This is a genomic window from Streptomyces sp. NBC_00259, from assembly GCF_036181745.1.
Taxonomy (GTDB): domain Bacteria; phylum Actinomycetota; class Actinomycetes; order Streptomycetales; family Streptomycetaceae; genus Streptomyces; species Streptomyces pratisoli.
Genome location: NZ_CP108080.1, coordinates 1,152,683 through 1,170,336, shown reverse-complemented (window position 1 = coordinate 1,170,336; position 17,654 = coordinate 1,152,683). Strand labels below are relative to the sequence as shown.

14 protein-coding genes are annotated in these 17,654 nt (G+C 72.5%); 8 read left to right on the top strand and 6 right to left on the bottom strand.

Features of this window, described 5'->3' with window-relative positions:
- Nucleotides 1-41: 41 nt before the first annotated feature.
- Nucleotides 42-620, top strand: coding sequence for an FxsA family membrane protein (gene fxsA / locus OG766_RS05200; protein ID WP_266375920.1), 579 nt, complete (start codon nucleotides 42-44; stop codon nucleotides 618-620).
- A gap of 247 nt (nucleotides 621-867) precedes the next feature.
- On the opposite strand, the gene OG766_RS05195 is transcribed toward fxsA, so the two are convergent.
- The 4 genes from OG766_RS05195 to yczE all read right to left on the bottom strand — a co-directional run bounded on the left by OG766_RS05195 (nucleotide 868) and on the right by yczE (nucleotide 4,353).
- Nucleotides 868-1,242 (bottom strand): RNA polymerase-binding protein RbpA, encoded by a 375-nt coding sequence (locus OG766_RS05195; protein ID WP_003959706.1) that lies wholly within the window; start codon nucleotides 1,240-1,242, stop codon nucleotides 868-870.
- A gap of 268 nt (nucleotides 1,243-1,510) precedes the next feature.
- Nucleotides 1,511-2,872: an MFS transporter gene (locus OG766_RS05190; protein ID WP_328724653.1), complete on the bottom strand. Its 1,362-nt coding sequence runs from the start codon at nucleotides 2,870-2,872 to the stop codon at nucleotides 1,511-1,513.
- A 42-nt stretch (nucleotides 2,873-2,914) separates the two neighbouring features.
- Nucleotides 2,915-3,688 (bottom strand): glycerophosphodiester phosphodiesterase, encoded by a 774-nt coding sequence (locus tag OG766_RS05185; RefSeq protein ID WP_328724652.1) that lies wholly within the window; start codon nucleotides 3,686-3,688, stop codon nucleotides 2,915-2,917.
- The gene (gene yczE, locus OG766_RS05180) at nucleotides 3,685-4,353 is read right to left on the bottom strand and encodes a membrane protein YczE (protein ID WP_266375926.1); all 669 of its coding nucleotides are present in this window, start codon (nucleotides 4,351-4,353) and stop codon (nucleotides 3,685-3,687) included. Before yczE ends, OG766_RS05185 begins: the two co-directional genes overlap by 4 nt.
- A gap of 101 nt (nucleotides 4,354-4,454) precedes the next feature.
- Between yczE and OG766_RS05175 the strand changes: the two genes are divergently transcribed.
- Nucleotides 4,455-5,954: an SCO1417 family MocR-like transcription factor gene (locus OG766_RS05175; RefSeq protein ID WP_266375927.1), complete on the top strand. Its 1,500-nt coding sequence runs from the start codon at nucleotides 4,455-4,457 to the stop codon at nucleotides 5,952-5,954.
- Between the two features lie 48 nt (nucleotides 5,955-6,002).
- Here the strand turns inward: OG766_RS05175 and OG766_RS05170 are convergent, their stop codons facing one another.
- Together OG766_RS05170 and OG766_RS05165 are read right to left on the bottom strand one after the other, a co-directional pair.
- The gene (locus OG766_RS05170; protein WP_328724651.1) at nucleotides 6,003-7,706 is read right to left on the bottom strand and encodes a hypothetical protein; all 1,704 of its coding nucleotides are present in this window, start codon (nucleotides 7,704-7,706) and stop codon (nucleotides 6,003-6,005) included.
- Nucleotides 7,707-7,752: 46 nt separating this feature from the next.
- The gene (locus tag OG766_RS05165; protein WP_266375929.1) at nucleotides 7,753-7,947 is read right to left on the bottom strand and encodes a hypothetical protein; all 195 of its coding nucleotides are present in this window, start codon (nucleotides 7,945-7,947) and stop codon (nucleotides 7,753-7,755) included.
- Nucleotides 7,948-8,259: 312 nt separating this feature from the next.
- Here OG766_RS05165 and OG766_RS05160 point away from each other — a divergent pair, with 312 nt between their 5' ends.
- The 6 genes from OG766_RS05160 (at nucleotide 8,260) to OG766_RS05135 (ending at nucleotide 17,645) form a co-directional block, all read left to right on the top strand.
- Nucleotides 8,260-8,652, top strand: coding sequence for an ankyrin repeat domain-containing protein (locus OG766_RS05160; protein WP_328724650.1), 393 nt, complete (start codon nucleotides 8,260-8,262; stop codon nucleotides 8,650-8,652).
- Nucleotides 8,653-8,871: 219 nt separating this feature from the next.
- The gene (locus OG766_RS05155; protein ID WP_266375931.1) at nucleotides 8,872-10,290 is read left to right on the top strand and encodes a HEAT repeat domain-containing protein; all 1,419 of its coding nucleotides are present in this window, start codon (nucleotides 8,872-8,874) and stop codon (nucleotides 10,288-10,290) included.
- 272 nt (nucleotides 10,291-10,562) lie between these two features.
- Nucleotides 10,563-11,678, top strand: coding sequence for a glycosyltransferase family 4 protein (locus OG766_RS05150; RefSeq protein ID WP_266375932.1), 1,116 nt, complete (start codon nucleotides 10,563-10,565; stop codon nucleotides 11,676-11,678).
- On the top strand, nucleotides 11,675-12,856 hold the full coding sequence (locus OG766_RS05145) for a glycosyltransferase (protein WP_266375933.1): 1,182 nt from the start codon (nucleotides 11,675-11,677) through the stop codon (nucleotides 12,854-12,856). Before OG766_RS05150 ends, OG766_RS05145 begins: the two co-directional genes overlap by 4 nt.
- A 95-nt stretch (nucleotides 12,857-12,951) precedes the next feature.
- Entirely contained in the window at nucleotides 12,952-13,947 is a 996-nt protein-coding gene (locus tag OG766_RS05140; protein ID WP_443045594.1) for an SGNH/GDSL hydrolase family protein, read from the top strand.
- Nucleotides 13,944-17,645, top strand: coding sequence for a hydantoinase B/oxoprolinase family protein (locus tag OG766_RS05135; RefSeq protein ID WP_328724648.1), 3,702 nt, complete (start codon nucleotides 13,944-13,946; stop codon nucleotides 17,643-17,645). Before OG766_RS05140 ends, OG766_RS05135 begins: the two co-directional genes overlap by 4 nt.
- The last annotated feature ends 9 nt before the right edge of the window (nucleotides 17,646-17,654 follow it).

The following is a 17,654-nucleotide window of genomic DNA, read 5'->3' as shown; positions in this document are numbered from 1 at the left end:
CCTTTACGACACTCCTGCGAGCGCCCAGGCACACTGGAGCCATGACGACCGGCGTAACGACACCGACCGCCCGCAGGCGCTCACGCGCGCGCACCTTCCTCCCCCTCGGCATCGCCGCCTGGCTGGTGCTGGAGATCTGGCTGCTGACCGTCGTCGCCGGAGTCGCCGGCGGGTTCACCGTGCTCGTGCTGCTCGTGGCCGGCGGTGTGCTCGGCGCCGTGGTGATCAAGCGGGCCGGCCGGCGTGCCTTCCGGAATCTCTCGGAGACCCTCCAGCGGCAGCAGTCGGGCGTCGCGCCGGCCACCGGGGACGACCGGCCGAGCTCGGGCAACGGCTTGCTGATGCTCGGTGGAGTGCTCCTCATGCTGCCCGGGCTGATCTCCGACGCGGCGGGTCTGCTGCTGCTCCTTCCCCCGGTCCGCGCGGCCCTCGGCCGCTATGCGGAGAAGTCGCTGGAGCGGCGGGTGCGGCAGGCCGCTCCCGGTTCCCTCGGCGATGCCTTCCAGCAGGTCCGCATTCACCGCCCGGACGGAAAGATCGTGCAGGGTGAGGTCATCCGCGAGGACGCGCCCACGGCTCACCGCCATGAGCCGGATCCGCGCCCTCCGCTCACCTCGTAGCGTCCGAGCCGCCCCACTCGCAGCCCGGGCCCAGCATGTGGCCCGGGCGAGCATGTGGTCCGGGCCGGGCAAGCAGCCCGGCTCACCTCGCGCAGTCCGACTCATCTCGCGGTCCACCGGTGCGCTGTGCGCGCCGGCGGAGCGACGCAGACGCAAAGGAGCCGCGGGCTGCGGCACACCATCCGTGTGCGGCAGCCCGCGGCTCCTGTGTTCTGTCGCGCTCCCTAGGAGCGCTTGTGGTGCGTCGTTACGCGGACTTCCGGCTGTCGCGCGGATGCACCGCGATGTTCATGGCTCCGGAGCGAAGGACCGCCAGCCGCTCGGCCAGCACCTCCTCGAGCTCCTCGCGGGTGCGCCGCTCCATGAGCATGTCCCAGTGCGTACGCGCGGGCTTGCCCTTCTTCTCCTCGGGGCCATCCCCGTCCACCAGGAGTGCCTGGGCGCCGCACGCCTTGCACTCCCACTCCGGCGGAATTTCCGCCTCTACCGAGAACGGCATCTCAAAACGATGTCCGTTCTGGCATGCGTACTCCACCGCCTGGCGCGGGGCCAGATCGATGCCGCGGTCGGTCTCGTAGCTGGTCACCACGAGGCGCGTGCCGCGAAGAGCTCGCTCACTCATGAATCGTGCCTCCCGGGCTTGTCGCCCACAGGACAGGTGTCGCTGTCGTCGTCATCCGGTCAACGTCCGGTCGGCGGTAAAGATTCCCGTTGCCGGTCATGCGTCGTCGCCCGTCGTGCCGCTGCTTTTCCAGGGTTTGGGTACCCACCAGTGCCCGGTTTGTCACATCTGGCAGAAAGTGTCACCCAGCGTTCTGAGTTTCTGAGCGCGCAGTAACGGTCCGCCTGGCAGGCCAAAGGCGTACACTACCGGCCTTTCACTTCAACGTCTAAATCCGTTCCGGGACGGGGTTCCCCGCAGCGGCCACCGCGCGCCGTACCGGTACCCGTGCGAGCAGCACGAATCCCAGTGCGAAGAAGATCACCAAAGAGATGATCGCATCCCGGTAGCTGCCCGTCAGCTGGAACGTCAGACCGAACAGGAGGGGCCCCATCCAGCTCAGTCCGCGGTCGCTCATCTCGTACGCGGAGAAGTACTCCGCCTCCTTGCCGCGTGGCACCAGATGCGAGAACAGCGACCGCGACAGCGCCTGGCTGCCGCCCAGCACCAGACCGATCGCGGCGGCCAGCGCGTAGAACCACACCGGTGTCCGCGCGGGCAGGAAGTACCCGGCGACGAGGATCAGCGTCCACACCGCGAGCGAGCCGAGGATCGTGCGCTTCGGCCCGTACGAGCGGGCCAGCCGGCCCATCCCCAGCGCGCCCGCCACCGCCAGCACCTGCACGAGCAGCACCGCCGTGATCAGCGTGGTCTGATCCAGCTTCAGCTCCTCCGAGCCGTACACGGACGCCTGTGAGATCACCGTCTGCACGCCGTCGTTGTAGACGAGGTACGCCAGCAGGAACGACAGCGTCAGCGGATGCCGGCGCATGTCCCGCAGGGTCGCCACCAGTTGCCGCCAGCCGGCCCCGACCCCGCCGCCGGCCGGGAGCTCGCCCGTGGCCACCCGCCGGTCCCGCAGCCGTCGCAGCGGTACGAGCGTGAACGCGCCCCACCAGAGCCCGGCCGAGGCCAGACAGATGCGGACCGCCTCCGACTCGGACAGACCGAAGGACTCGTGGCCGCTGTAGAGGACCAGGTTCAGCAGGAGGACGAGCGCACCCGACGTGTAGCCGAAGGCCCAGCCGCGGGAGGACACCGTGTCCCGTTCCTCGGGCTCGGCGATCTGCGGCAGATACGCGTTGTAGAGGACCATCGACACCGACAGCGAGGCATTGGCGACGATCAGGAGGAACGCGCCGAGCAGATAGCGGTCGCCCTCCAGGAAGAACATCGCCGCCGTGGCACCCGCCCCGAGGTACGCCGTGACGGCGAGGAGCGGCTTCTTGCGGCCCGTACGGTCGGCGATGGCCCCCACCATGGGCATCACCAGCACCGCCACCACCACCGAGACGGACACCGCGTACGGGAACAGGGAACCGGCGCGGACCGGGACGCCCAGCGGATGGACGAAGCCGTCGTCGTCCGCCGCGGCCTTCGCCACGGCGGTGAGATACGGGCCCAGGAAGACCGTCACGACGCTCGTCGAATAGACGGAGCAGGCGAAGTCGTAGAAGTACCAGCCACGTTGCTCGCGCCGACGGCCTGCGTCGTCCGTCCCGGCGGTGCCCTCCGCGGTGTCAGCGGCCACGCCGCGCCCCCTCGCTCGTCCCCGTGGTGAGACGCGCGACGCTCAGACCCAGACTCCCCTGTCGGTCATCACCGTGCGCAGCATCTCCAGATGATCGGTCATGATGCCATCCACCCCGAGGTCCAGGAGAGCGGCCACCCGATCCGGGTCGTTCACGGTCCACACATGCACCTGCAGCCCGCGCGCGTGGGCCTCGCGTACGAAGCGGCGGTCCACCACCCGGATGCCGCCCTGGGACTCCGGCACCTGCGCGCACACCGCGCCCGCGCGCACCGCCGCGGGAATGCCGAGCGAGCGCAGCCGCAGTCCCAGCACCCCGCGCACACCGTACGAGGTCGCCAGCCGCGGTCCCGCGAGCCGGGACGCCCGGGAGACCCGGCTCTCCGAGAAGGAGCCGACGCACACCCGGTCCCAGGCCGCCGTACGCCGCACCAGGTCCACCAGCGGCTCCAGTGCCCCCTCGGCCTTGATGTCCACGTTCCAGCGGACCTCCGGGAACTCCTCCATCAGGTCCTCGAACAGCGGGAGGGCCTCCTTGCCGGCCACCCGGGCCCGGCTCACCTCGCTCCACGGCAGCTGTGCGATACGGCCGCGGGCGTCCGTCACGCGGTCGAGCGTCGGGTCGTGGAACGCGACGAGCCTGCCGTCGGAGGTGGTGTGCACATCCGTCTCGAAGTAGCGGTATCCGGCCGCGGCCGCACGCCGGAAGGCCGCCGCCGTGTTCTCCAGCCCGTCGGCCGTGCCGCCACGGTGGGCGAACGGTATGGGGGAGGGATGGTCGAGGTAGGGGTGCCTGGGGCGTGTTGCGGGAGTCACGTTCGCAGTATGGCCTGCTCCGGTGTCGAGCCGGCGACCACCGTGCTTCCTGCTTCCGCAGACGGGATGGCGAACACGCGCAGGAACAGCTGCGCGAGCGGGCCGATCGACAGCGCGTACACGACCGTGCCGGCGCCGACCGTGCCGCCGAGGACGAATCCGGTGGCCACGACCGCCACCTCCAATGCCGTACGGACCAGCCGGACCGACCGGCCCGTGAGCCGGTGCAGACCCGTCATCAGCCCGTCGCGCGGGCCGGGGCCGAAGCGGGCCGAGATGTAGAGGCCGGTCGCGACTCCGTTGAGAGCGATCCCGGCGAGCATCACCGGGATCTGTACGGCCAGTCCGCGAGCGTCGGGCACGACGGCGAGGGTGCCGTCCATCGCGACGCCGATGACGAAGACGTTGGAGACGGTGCCCAGCCCGGGCTTCTGCCGGATCGGGATCCACAGCAGCAGAACGACGGCGCCGACGATGATCGAGACGACGCCGATGGTGAGTCCGGTCCGCTCGGCCAGCCCCTGGTGCAGCACCCCCCAGGGTTCGAGCCCGAGGCCGCCGCGGACCAGGAGCGCGGAACTGGCGCCGTACAGCGCCAGACCGACGTAGAGCTGCAGCAGCCTGCGGGGCAGACGCGCGCCCCGCAGGCCGGAGGTGATGGACAAGGTTCTGGCCCCCAGTGGTGTGAGTGGACTGATGCATGACACTCTGTGGCAGGGAACGAAAGGCCAACCATGGCCAATTCGAGGAAGGTGGACCGACTTCCATGGCGGAGTGGACTTCGGCGGTCGGAGCGGTCGCGCTGGCCCGGCAGCTCCAGGCACAACAGGCCCGCCCGGCCGGCCCCGGCACCCGCAGGCCGCCCGCCTACCGGGCACTCGCCGACGGCGTACGGCTCCTCGTCCTCGAAGGCCGGGTCCCCGTCGCCGCCAGGCTGCCCGCCGAGCGCGAGCTCGCCGTGTCCCTCGCCGTCAGCCGCACGACCGTGGCGGCGGCGTACGAGGCACTGCGGGCCGAGGGATTCCTGGAGTCCCGCAGGGGCGCCGGCAGCTGGACGGCCGTACCCGCCGGGAACCCGCTGCCCGCCCGCGGACTCGAACCCCTGCCGCCGGAGTCGCTCGGCTCGATGATCGACCTCGGCTGCGCGGCCCTCCCGGCGCCCGAGCCCTGGCTCACCCGGAGCATCCAGGGCGCGCTGGAGGAGCTGCCGCCGTACGCGCACACCCACGGCGACTACCCGGCGGGTCTGCCCGCGCTGCGCCGGATGCTCGCCGACCGGTACACCGAGCGCGGCATCCCCACGATGCCCGAGCAGATCATGGTCACCACGGGCGCGATGGGCGCCATCGACGCCATCTGCCACCTCTTCGCCGGACGGGGCGAGCGCATCGCCGTCGAGTCGCCCTCGTACGCGAACATCCTGCAGCTGATGAGGGAGGCCGGGGCCCGGCTGGTGCCCGTGGCCATGGCGGAGGGACTGCGGGGCTGGGACATGCCCCGCTGGCGGCAGGTTCTGCGCGACGCCGCGCCCCGGCTCGCCTACGTCGTCGCCGACTTCCACAATCCGACCGGGGCACTGGCGGACGAGGACCAGCGGCGCCAGCTCGTCGACGCGGCCCGGTCCGCCGGCACGGTCCTCGTCGTGGACGAGACGATGTCCGAACTCTGCCTCGACGACGACACCGACATGCCGCGGCCCGTCTGCGCCTTCGACCCCGCCGGCTCCACGGTCCTCACGGTCGGCTCGGCCAGCAAGGCCTTCTGGGCGGGCATGCGGATCGGCTGGGTGAGGGCCGCCCCCGATGTGATCCGCTCCCTCGTCGCCGCCCGGGCCTATGCCGACCTGGGCACCCCCGTCCTGGAGCAGCTCGGCGTCAACTGGCTGATGGGGACCGGCGGCTGGAACGAGGCGGTGGCCCTGCGCCGCGCCCAGGCGCGCCGGAACCGCGACGAGATGGTGACGGCGCTGCGCCGGGAACTGCCCGGCTGGGAGTTCGAGGTGCCGCACGGCGGCCTGACGCTGTGGGTCCGCGCGGGCGGTCTGTCCGGTTCCCGCCTCGCGGAGGTGGGCGAACGCGTCGGCGTGCGGGTCCCGTCGGGGCCGCGCTTTGGCGTGGACGGCGCCTTCGAGGGGTACGTACGCCTGCCGTTCACCGTCGGCGGTCCGGTCGCCGACGAGGCGGCGGCCCGGCTCGCGGCGGCGGCCCGGCTGGTCGAAACGGGTGTGACGACGGGCACGGATGCCCCGAGGACGTTCGTGGCCTGACGCCGCCGGGGGCGGCGTGCCCTTGCGCGGCAGGTCGGCGGGCGGCGGTCAGCCTTCGGCCGGTACCGGCGTCGTGGCGGGCCGCGGCCGGGCACTCGCCGCCGGTTCCGGGGCCGGTTCGGGCAGCGGCTCGGCAAGAGGCTCGACCAGGGGTTCGGGCAGGGGATCGGTGAGCGGCTCCGCCACGGGCTCGGTCCGCGGGTCTGCCGCGCGCCGCTCGTCCTCCGCGCGCCGCTCGTCCGGCGCGATCTGCCGCTCCGGGAGCAGCTCCAGCACCGCCTGGCGATGGGCTTCGCTGGTCGCGTCGTCGTACGGGTCGGGCGTCGCCGGCACCTGGAGCCTGAGGACTCCGCCGGTTCCCATCCGGGCATAGCCCCGCCCGGGCGGGACCTCGGACGTCGGTGTCGTGTGCGGCGGCGCGCCCAGCACGCTCTCCACCTGCGCCGGAGTGGCCGGGCCGAGCACTGCACGGGCGCGGGTGTGTGTGCGGACCGTCTCGCTCAGGAACTCCAGGCTGTCGAACTGGTCGGCCACGACCACGGTGACGTGCACGGCCCGGCCGTGCCGCAGCGGCACCTGGAGCAGTTGCTGGGGGTCGGTCCGCCCGTCGGCCGCCGCGAGATGGCTGAACACGCTGGGCCGGTCGACGAGGACGTACAGCGGCCGTCTGGTGTCCTCGGGCGCGGGATGCCCCGCCTGTCGGGCCCGGTTCGCGGTGATGAGCCGCCGCTCCGTCTCGTGCGCCGCCCACTCCAGGCTCGCCAGCGCCCCGGCCAGGCCGCATTCGACGGCGAGCACGCCGGTCCGCCCGGTCAGACAGGCGTACTCGCCGGTCCCGCTGCCCTCCACGATCAGGACGTCGCCCTGGGTCAGCGCCTGAAGGGCGATCGAGCGCAGCAGCGACGTCGTACCGCTGCCGGGATGCCCCACCGCGAGCAGGTGCGGCTCCGTCGAACGGGGGCCGGTACGCCAGACCACGGGCGGCGCGTCCCTGGTCTCCTCGCCGTCGACGACCGGAACCGTGCGCTGGACGGCGCCGGGATCGGTGAAGCCCAGGACCAGCTCGCCGGGGGCGGTGACGAAACGCTGGGCGGCGACCGTGGTCGGGAGCGGGGACAGCACGCTCATGAGCAGCTGGTTGCCTTCTTCGTCCCAGTCGAACAGGTACTCGCGTCCGCGTCCGGACTTGGCGTGCAGCAGCTGTTCGATCCGGGCGCGTGCCTCGGCCTCGCCGTCGGTGAAGTACGCCGGGTACGTCACCCGCAGCCGGGTCAGCCGCCCGCCGCCGTCGAACCGGTGGTCGCTGAACGTCTTGGCCCACTCCCCGCCGTGGGCGAAGAGCGGACTTGGATCCTCGGGGACGGAGAAGTACGGGACGAGCGCGTCGTAGAGGGCCTGCAGCCGCGTGGTCTCCGCCTCGGTCGGCCCGGTCCGCGCCGGGGTGCGTTCGCGCCCCCGCCACGCGGCCACTCCCATCAGCGTGATCAGGGCGAGCAGCGGCCCGTACGGCGCGAGCCCGACTCCCAGCACGCAGACCGCCGCCAGGAACAGCGTCGGGCCACGCCGTTCCTTGGGCGTGTCGGCCCATTTACGCAGTCCGGCGGCGGCCAGCAGCCGTAGTCCGCGGCTGATCGTGATGAGCGGGTGGAGGACGTCGGTGGCGTTGTCGGCGGCCGTCCGCGCGAGCTCTCGGGTGCGAGCGATCCGGTCGGTGGCGCTGATCGGAAGGCGGGGGAGTGGTCGCCGGGCCACGTGGTTCTCCTGCTCCTCGAGTGGTGGAAGGGGCGGTGCGGGAAGGTCAGAACTTGATCCCGCCCAGGAGGCTGGCCAGGCTCGCGCCTCCCGCGGTGATGCTCGGGGCGATGGCCGTGCCCGCGAGATAGAAGCCGAAGAGAGCCGAGATCAGTGCGTGCGACGCCTTCAACCCGTCCTTCTTGAAGAAGAGGAAGACGATGATTCCGAGCAGCACGACGCCTGAGACGGAGAGGATCATGAGGAGTTCTCCTGGTTGAGGGGACAGTCACCATGAGTTCTTCCATCCTCACAGAAGGTATCTATGTGACAAAAGCGGCATTCGGGTGAAAATTCAGTATTTTCACTGAAATGGCGGATACCGGATCGTTGCCTCGAGCGTGTCGATCTTGGTGGCGGGTATGGACGATCTTCGCCGTGCGTGCGGCGTCGGACCCTTCGGTACGGGCGGAGCCGTGCTCGCCCACCGGGCAGTACGCTGTCGGTTCACTTGTGCGGGGCTGCCCGGCCCGTACGCCGTACCAGGTCAACGCAGTGAGAGGCGGTCCTTCCGATGAGTGAAGTCCCGGATCCCGAGGTGGTCGAGCTGGCCTCCAAGATCTTCGATCTGGCTCGCCAGGGGGACGCCGAGGCACTCGTCGCCTACGTGGACGCCGGTGTTCCGGCGAACCTCACCAACGACAGGGGCGACTCGCTCCTGATGCTCGCCGCGTACCACGGGCACGCCTCCGCGGTGACGGCCCTCCTGGCCCGTGGCGCCGAGGCGGACCGGGCCAACGACCGCGGCCAGACCCCGCTCGCGGGTGCCGTCTTCAAGGGCGAGGACACCGTGATCCGTGCCCTGCTCGACGGCGGAGCCGATCCGGAAGCAGGAACTCCGTCCGCGGTGGATACCGCGCGGATGTTTGGGAAGGCGGACCTCCTGGAGCTGTTCGGCGCCCGGTGAACGGGTGTTGAACACCAGGTGAGACGGTCGCCGTAAATGTGGTCGCGGCGACGAAACGGCTGGGTCATCATGACGTCGGGCCCGCAAGGGGCCACCGACGAGAGGCAGTGGAAGATGGTTTACACCAAGCGGAAGACGACGGGCAGCCGATCATGTTGCCGCGTGGCCTAGGCGAACACACCCCCGGTCGCGTCGACAGCTTGATGTGAGGCACTTTCCATGTTCGAACCAGTCATAGCGCCGAGCGGTACCCTCCTCGGCCTGCTGCAGAGGGGCCGCGGTGACGGCACCCTGCACGCGCTCGCGGCCCCCCGCGCCGAAGCCCTCGCGGCCCTCAACCACTGTGTGCTGAGCGACCCCCGCCACGACTGGCAGGTCGAGAACCGCTCCCTCTACTACGCGCGCCTCTACCTCGACCTCGGCGGCGGCCTCGAAGAGATCGAGGCCCACCTCTTCGGTGCCGAGGACCACTTCGACAGCGACGACGCACGGACCGGGCTCGCGCTCTCCGTGCTCGGCCACCTCGCCTCCTACGGACGCGACGACGCCCTGCTGCTGCTGCGGCGGTACGCCGCGACCGGATCCAACTGGGCCTGGGCCCTCGACGAGCTGGCCCTGCGCGACGACGACTCCGGACTGCGCTCACTCGCCGGCGCCGTCCTCGGCCGGTTCCCGGCCACCCCGGAGGGCGACGCCGAGCTGGCCGCCGCCGTACGGGACGCCTTCGAGCCGCGGCCGTGGCGGCTGTGGGCGGAGGACCAGCGGGACACGGTCGGGACCCGGGTGCGCGCCGCGCAGGAGCACGGATCCTTCGACCGCTGGCAGCGACAGCTGCGGCCGACCGGGCCCCGCCCCGGCTGGAGCGTCCAGGCCGTCTTCGAATGGGCCCAGCAGGGACTGGAGCGCGGCAGCGCGCTGCACGTTCCGGCGGCACGCTGTCTCGGCGCTGTCGCCGGGCCCGACGACCGTCCGCTGATCGTCGAGGCGGCGCGCAGCGGCCCCGACGGTGCGCGCTGCGCCGCACTGCACTACCTGGCGGAGGCCCGGGACCCCGCGGTGCTCGATCTCATCGAGGCCGCGGCCGCCGATCCGTCCCGTACGGTCGCCGACGCCGCCGTCGCCGCGTTCGAGCGGATGTGCGGCGAAGCCGCCGTCGACCGGGCGCGCGGCTGGGTCCACCGCCCGGACGCCCTCGGCGCCTCGGCCGCCGGCGTCCTCGCCTGCCGCGGCGGCGCCCAGGACACCGAGCTGGTCCTCGGCGCGCTCCGCGAGACCGTCCGGGCCGACGGACCCGACGCTCCCCTGTTGTGGACCCTCGTCGACGGCACCGGCCGGCTCGGCATCGGCTGCGCGGCGCCCGTGCTGCGCCATGTCTACCGCGAGACCACCTCCTCCCAGCTGCGCGGCCGCACGGCCCGCGCCCTGGCCGCGACCGACCCCTCCTTCGCCACGGGCTTCGCCGTCGAATGCCTCTGGGACTGCGAGGAGACCACGAGAGAGGTCGCCGCGCTGCACGCCGAAACCGGTGACGCGCGTGTCGCCGAACGACTGCGTCGGCTCGCCGCCGACCCGGCCGAGGAGGCCGAGGTCCAGACGGCCGTCCGCAGCCGCATAGCGCCGGACGGGCCGCCGCTCTGACGCGACGGCGGGCACGCGCATCGCCCGTGCCGGCCTTCCGGGGCCCGGGGCGATTCCGCCCATGATCACGCGCCGCAGCGGCGCGCGTGGCACCCCGGCCGGAACTCCGTCCTGCCCATGGCCGAAAGGCATGGCCGAAACGGGCAGGGTGGGGCATCGCGGGGCAGGTCCGGTCGGCGGACGGGGGGCGTGGCACAAACGCTCATGGGACGTTTCACGTGCGGAAAGATCCACGTTGGCCGGACCACCCCCGGCGGGACGAGAACACCCATATGCGTGTCGTCATCGTCACCGAATCCTTCCCGCCCGACGTCAATGGTGTGGCGCACTGCGCCCTGCAGACCGCCCGGCATCTCGCCGCGCGCGGTCATGACCCGCTCGTCATCGCCCCGGCCGTCGCCGGGCCCGACATCGAAGCACCCTGCCCGGTGGTGCGCGTGCCGTCGCTGCCGCTACCCGGCTATCCGCAGGTCCGTGTGGCCCTGCCCAGTCGGCGGCTGGCCGCGGCGCTCACCGCGCACCGGGCCGATGTCGTCCATCTCGCCAGCCCGTTCGTGCTCGGGGTGCGCGGGATGGGGGTCGCGGCGAAACTCGGGCTGCCCGCCGTCGCCATCTACCAGACCGACCTCGCCGGATACGCCCGTACGTACATGGGCGCGGGCGAGAACACGGCGTGGCGACGCATCCGTACCGTGCACACCGCCGCCGACCGGACACTCGCTCCCTCCACCGCCGCCGTGCGGGACCTGGAGGAGCACGGAGTCCCGCGGGTACGGCTGTGGCCGCGCGGTGTCGACACCGTACGGTTCCGGCCCGAGCTGAGGGACGAGGCGCTGCGGCGCGAGCTCGCCCCGAACGGCGAGACGATCGTCGGATACGTCGGCCGGCTGGCGCCCGAGAAGTGCGTCGAACTGCTCTCGGGAGTCTGCGGACTGCCGGGGGTCAAGGTCGTGGTCGTGGGCGACGGGCCCAGCAGCACGTCGCTGCAGAGCTCCCTGCCCGGGGCCGTGTTCCTCGGCCGCCGCACCGGCGAGGACCTCGCCCGGATCTTCGCCTCCTTCGACGTGTTCGCGCACACCGGCCCGTACGAGACGTTCTGCCAGACGGTGCAGGAAGCCATGGCCAGTGGCCTGCCGGTCATCGCACCGGCCGCAGGCGGGCCCCTGGACCTCGTCGACCACGGCCGCACCGGGCTGCTCGTACCGCCGCACGACGCGCGCGAGGTGCGCGACGCGGTGGCGGCGCTCGTGGCGGATCCGGCGCGCAGGCAGGCGTACGGGCAGGCCGGCCGGGACACGGTCGAGGGCCGGACCTGGGCCGCGGTCGGCGACCTGCTGCTGAGCCACTACACCGAGGTGCTGCGCGAGCGTACGGCGGTGGCGGCATGAGCGGCTCTCGGGTCATCGACGGGACGGGCGGGCTGCGGATCGTACGGCTCGCGAACTTCGTCACGCCCGCGTCCGGCGGGCTGCGCACGGCCCTGCGCGAGCTGGGCCGCGGCTATCTGGCGGCCGGCCACGAACCGGTGCTGGTCGTCCCCGGCGACGCGGAGACCGACGAACTCACCCCGCAGGGACGGGTCATCACCATCCCCGGACCCGAGCTGCCGGGCACCGGCGGTTACCGGGTCCTCGCCGGCAGGACCCGGCTGCGGCAGCTCCTGGAGGAGCTGGCCCCGGACCGGCTGGAGGTCTCCGACCGCACCACCCTGCGGTGGACCGGGGAATGGGCACGGCGCCATCGCGTCCCCTCGGTCATGGTGTCGCACGAGACGGCCGACGGTGTGCTGCGCACCTGGGGCGTCCCCGGCGCGTTCGCCGAGCGCACCGCGGACCGGCTGAACAGGCGCAGCGCCTGGTCGTACTCGCGGATCGTCTGCACGACCGAATGGGCGGAGCGGGAGTTCATCCGCATCGGGGCGGGCAACGTGGTGCGCGCGCCGCTCGGGGTCGAGCTCGAACGGTGCCGGCCGGGGCGGCGCAGCAAGGTGCTCCGGGCCCGCTACGCGGAAGGCGCCGAGGTCCTGCTGCTGCTCTGCTCGCGGCTGTCCGTGGAGAAGCGCCCTGGCATGGCGCTCGACGCGCTCGCCACGCTCCGCGCGAGCGGCGTCCGCGCGTCGCTGGTGGTCGCGGGAGAGGGACCGCTGCGCAGCGGGCTGACCCGGCGGGCCCAGGACGCCCGGCTGCCCGTGCACTTCCTCGGCCATGTCGCCGACCGTGAGGCCCTCGCGGACCTCCAGGCCGCGGCGGACATCTGCCTCGCGCCCGGGCCCGCCGAGACCTTCGGGCTCTCCGCCCTGGAGGCACTCGCCTGCGGCACCCCCGTCGTGGCCAGCGCGTCCTCGGCTCTGCCCGAGGTCATCGGCGACGCGGGTATCGCGGCGACCGACACCCCGGAGGCCTTCGCCGACGCGGTACGGGAACTCCTCGCCCGAGGCGAGGACGACCGCCGGGGCGCCGCCCGCGCCCGGGCGGAACTCTTCAGCTGGGACCGCGCGGTCGCGGCCTTCCTCGCCGCCCATGACGCCCCCGCCCGCATACCCCACCACCCGGAGGTCGCGGCATGACCATCGACCTGAGCCCCCCGGCCCCCAGCCCCAAGACCTTCCCCAGCGCCGAGACTTTCCCCAGCGCCGAGACCCTCCCCACCCTCCCTGCCGTCATCACCTCGGAGCCCTCCGCGCCGCCCGCCCCCGTACGAGGTGCCGGGGCGGTGGCGCCTGCGCCGGGGCCCGAAGGCCGCGACGCCACGGCGCCGCGAGTCGTCGCGTCCCGGAGCGCCGAGGCCGCCGCGCCCCCGCGTCCGCCCCGCTTCGCCGCCCTCGGCGACTCGCTCACCGAGGGCGTCGGCGACCGGGTCGACGGGGCCTGGCGGGGCTGGGCCGCGCTGCTGGCCCAAGGGCTGGGCGAGCCCGGCAGACCCGCGGAGTTCCGGAACTTCGCCGTCAGCGGGGCGCTCGCACGCGACGTCCACGAGCGCCAGACGCCCGAGGTCCTCGGCTACGCCCCGGATCTCGCCTCCGTCATCGTCGGGGTGAACGACACCCTGCGGCACACGTTCGACATCCGCGACCTGGCCGTCCGACTCGACACGGTCTGCGCCGCGCTCAGCGAAACCGGCACCCGGCTGCTGACCGCCTGCCTGCCCGACCCCGGCACGATGCTCGCCCTGCCCGGTCCGCTCGCCCGCCCCCTCGCCCGCAGGCAGCGGACCGTCAACGCCGTCGTCCACGCGCTGTCCGAGCGGTACGGCGCCGTGCACCTGCACATCGCCGACGCCGGCTGGGTCGAGGACCGCTCCATGTGGAGCGCGGACCGGCTCCACCCGGGCGAGCGCGGACACCGCATGATCGCCCGACGCTTCCATGAGCTGCTCACCGCGGAGGGCTTCGCCCTCGGGACCGCCCCCGGCGCCGAACCCCAGCAGCCCGTGCCGAGCCGGATGGCCAAGGCCGCGTGGCTGGCCACGGCCGGCACGGCCTGGGTGGCCCGCCGGTGCACCGATCTCCTGCCCCAACTGGTCGGCCTCGCCGGTTCCGAGGTACGCCACTGGGCCCGCGGCACCAGCACACGCCTCGACCACGTCGCCGAAAACGCGCTGCTGTCCGCGCTCGCCTCGCTGTCACTCGACCCGCCGCTTGTCAGAATGGGGGAATGAGCGGGCGCTGGGAGTTCTGGATCGACCGTGGCGGGACCTTCACCGATGTCGTCGGCAAACGCCCCGACGGTCATCTCGTCACCCGCAAACTGCTCTCCCACAACCCCGAGCACTACCCCGACGCGGCCGTCGCCGGCATCCGGCTGCTCCTCGGGCTGGGCCCCGGGGACACCGTGCCGGCGGACCGGATCGACGTCGTCAAGATGGGGACGACCGTCGCCACGAACGCCCTGCTGGAGCGCCGCGGCGACCCGACGGTCCTCGTCGTCACGGAAGGCTTCCGGGACGCGTTGCGCATCGCGTACCAGAACCGCCCCCGGCTCTTCGACCGCCACATCGTCCTCCCCGAGGCCGTGTACGACCGTGTCATCGAGGTCCCCGAGCGGATCGACGCGCACGGAGAGGTCGTCAGACCACTGGAGATCGCGCCGGTCGAGGAACAGCTGAGGGCCGCCCGCCGCGACGGTTTCGCGAGCGTCGCCGTCGTCCTCATGCACGGCTACCGCCACCCCGCCCACGAGGCGGCCGTCGCCGACGCCGCCCGCCGGCTGGGCTTCACGCAGGTGAGCTGCTCGCACGAGGTGAGCCCGCTCATCAAGCTCGTACCGCGTGGCGACACCACCGTCGTGGACGCCTACCTCTCGCCGATCCTGCGCCGCTACGTCGACGAGGTCGCCGAGGAACTCCGCTCCATCCGGCTGATGTTCATGCAGTCCAACGGCGGGCTGCGCGAAGCCGCCCACTTCCGTGGCAAGGACGCCGTGCTGTCCGGCCCGGCCGGCGGAGTGGTCGGCATGGCCCGCACCTCCGAGCAGGCGGGCTTCGGCCGTGTCATCGGCTTCGACATGGGCGGCACGTCCACCGACGTCTCGCACTACGCGGGGGAGTTCGAGCGGGAACTCGGCACCCAGGTCGCGGGCGTGCGGATGCGCGCGCCGATGATGAACATCCACACCGTCGCCGCGGGCGGCGGCTCGATCCTCCACTTCGACGGCCAGCGCTACCGTGTCGGCCCCGACTCGGCGGGCGCCGTACCGGGACCGGCCTGCTACCGGCGCGGCGGCCCGCTCACCGTCACCGACGCCAATGTGATGCTCGGCCGCATCCAGCCCGCGCACTTCCCGGCGGTCTTCGGGCCGGACGGTGACCAGCCGCTCGACGCCGACGTCGTGCGGGAGAAGTTCGAGCGGCTCGCCGACGAGGTGCGCGAGGCCACGGGCACCGAGCGCGGCCCGGAGGAGGTCGCGGCGGGTTTCCTGGAGATCGCCGTCCTCAACATGGCGAACGCCGTCAAGAAGATCTCCGTGCAGCGCGGCCACGACGTCACCCGCTACGCCCTGACCTGCTTCGGCGGCGCCGGCGGCCAGCACGCGTGCGCCGTCGCCGACGCCCTCGGCATCAACACCGTCATCGTGCCGCCGCTCGCCGGGGTCCTCTCCGCCTACGGCATCGGGCTGGCCGACGCCACGGCCATGCGCGAGCAGTCCGTCGAGGCCGAGCTGAACGAGGACACCCTGCGCCGGGTGGAGAAGCTCTGCGACGACCTCGCCGCACGCACCCGTGCGGAGCTGCGCGACGACGCCGTCCCCGACGACGCGATCAGCACCCGTGCCCGCGCGCTCCTCCGTTACGCCGGAACGGACGCGGGAATGCCCGTGCAGTTGGGCACGCTCGACGGGATGCGGGAGGCGTTCACCTCGGCGCACCGCGCGCGGTACGCGTTCACCATGGAAAAGCCGCTCGTCGTCGAGGCGGTGTCGGTCGAGGCGGTGGGCACGGCCGGGCCGCACGGCTCGGTCGTCGTCGAAGAGGCCGCGCGGGGCGGCGCGGGTCCCCGGGCGCGGGACACGGTCCGGATGTTCCTGGACGGGCGCCCCGCGGACACCCCGCTCCACCGGCGCAAGGACCTCTCCCCGGACGACAACGTCGAGGGACCGGCGATCATCGCCGAGGCCGATGCCACGACCGTCCTCGACCCCGGCTGGCAGGCCGCCGTCGGTGAGGGCGGACATCTGCTGCTCACGCGCGTCCGGCCACGGCCCGCCCGTACCGCCGTGGGCACGGACGTCGACCCCGTGCTGCTGGAGGTCTTCAACAACCTCTTCATGGCGATCGCCGAGCAGATGGGCGTGCGCCTGGAGAACACCGCCCACTCCGTCAACATCAAGGAACGGCTCGACTTCTCCTGCGCCCTCTTCGATGCCGAGGGCAATCTCATCGCCAACGCCCCCCACATCCCCGTGCATCTGGGATCGATGGGCGAATCCATCAAGGAAGTGCTGCGGCGCAACACCGGTGAGCTACGACCGGGCGATGTGTACGCCATCAACGACCCGTATCACGGCGGCACACATCTGCCCGATGTCACCGTCGTGACCCCCGTCTTCGGCGAGGACGGGCACGAGCTGCGCTTCCTCGTGGCCTCGCGAGGCCACCACGCCGAGATCGGCGGCATCACTCCCGGCTCGATGCCCGCGTTCAGCCGCACCATCGACGAGGAAGGCGTGCTCTTCGACAACTGGCTGCTCGTACGCGACGGACGGCTGCGGGAGGCCGAGACGCGCGAGCTGCTCACCGGCGCGCCCCATCCGTCCCGCGACCCGGACACCAACCTCGCCGACCTCAGGGCCCAGATCGCCGCCAACGAGAAGGGCATCAGCGAACTCGGCCGCATGGTCGAGGAGTTCGGCCTCGACGTCGTCCAGGCCTACATGGGACACGTACGCGACAACGCGGAGGAGTCCGTACGCCGCATCGTGGCCGGGCTCCACGACGGCTCCTGCCGGTACGAGACCGACGGCGGCGCGGTCATCGAGGTCGCGCTGACCGTGGACCGGGAGGCCCGCAGCGCCGTCCTCGACTTCACCGGAACCTCCGAGCAGCAGCCCGGCAACGCCAACGCGCCGAGGTCGGTGGTGATGGCGGCCGTGCTGTACGTCTTCCGGACCCTGGTCGCCGACGACATCCCCCTCAACAGCGGCTGTCTGGAACCGCTGGACGTACGGGTGCCGGAAGGGTCGATGCTCGCGCCGGCCTACCCCGCGGCGACGGTGGCGGGCAACGTCGAGACCTCGCAGTCCGTCACCGGCGCGCTGTACGCGGCGCTCGGGGTGCAGGCGGAGGGCTCGGGCACGATGAACAACGTCACCTTCGGCAACGACCGTGTGCAGTACTACGAAACGGTGGCGAGCGGCTCCGGCGCGGGCGACGGCTTCGACGGCGCCGACGCCGTACAGACCCATATGACCAACTCCCGGCTGACCGACCCGGAGGTGCTGGAGTGGCGCTACCCCGTGCGGGTCGACGCCTTCGCGGTACGCGACGGCAGCGGGGGCGCGGGACGGTGGCGCGGCGGCCACGGAGTGGTGCGCAGGATCCGCTTCCTGGAACCGATGACCGTGGCCCTGCTGACCGGCCATCGCAGGGTGGCGCCGTACGGGATGGCCGGCGGCGAGCCGGGAGCGCTGGGCGCCAACGCCGTCGAGCGGGCGGACGGAACCGTCGAGAACCTGCGCGGCGTGGACTCGGTCGAGGTCGGCCCCGGTGATGTCCTGGTCGTACGAACCCCGGGCGGCGGCGGATACGGCCCGGCGGCCGGCCACGCCGGTCCGAACGCCGGTCCGAACGCCGGTCCGAACGGCGGTCCGAACGGTGGTCCGAACGGTGGTTCGAACAGCGGTCCGACCGGCGGGCCGTGATCGGTCGGC

What these genes read in the sequence shown, in the direction of transcription:
- fxsA (WP_266375920.1), top strand. Translation starts at nt 42, where the DNA reads ATGACGACCGGCGTAACGACACCGACCGCCCGCAGGCGCTCACGCGCG.
- OG766_RS05195 (WP_003959706.1), bottom strand. Translation starts at nt 1,242, where the DNA reads ATGAGTGAGCGAGCTCTTCGCGGCACGCGCCTCGTGGTGACCAGCTAC.
- OG766_RS05175 (WP_266375927.1), top strand. Translation starts at nt 4,455, where the DNA reads ATGGCGGAGTGGACTTCGGCGGTCGGAGCGGTCGCGCTGGCCCGGCAG.
- OG766_RS05165 (WP_266375929.1), bottom strand. Translation starts at nt 7,947, where the DNA reads ATGATCCTCTCCGTCTCAGGCGTCGTGCTGCTCGGAATCATCGTCTTC.
- OG766_RS05160 (WP_328724650.1), top strand. Translation starts at nt 8,260, where the DNA reads ATGAGTGAAGTCCCGGATCCCGAGGTGGTCGAGCTGGCCTCCAAGATC.
- OG766_RS05155 (WP_266375931.1), top strand. Translation starts at nt 8,872, where the DNA reads ATGTTCGAACCAGTCATAGCGCCGAGCGGTACCCTCCTCGGCCTGCTG.
- OG766_RS05150 (WP_266375932.1), top strand. Translation starts at nt 10,563, where the DNA reads ATGCGTGTCGTCATCGTCACCGAATCCTTCCCGCCCGACGTCAATGGT.
- OG766_RS05145 (WP_266375933.1), top strand. Translation starts at nt 11,675, where the DNA reads ATGAGCGGCTCTCGGGTCATCGACGGGACGGGCGGGCTGCGGATCGTA.
- OG766_RS05135 (WP_328724648.1), top strand. Translation starts at nt 13,944, where the DNA reads ATGAGCGGGCGCTGGGAGTTCTGGATCGACCGTGGCGGGACCTTCACC.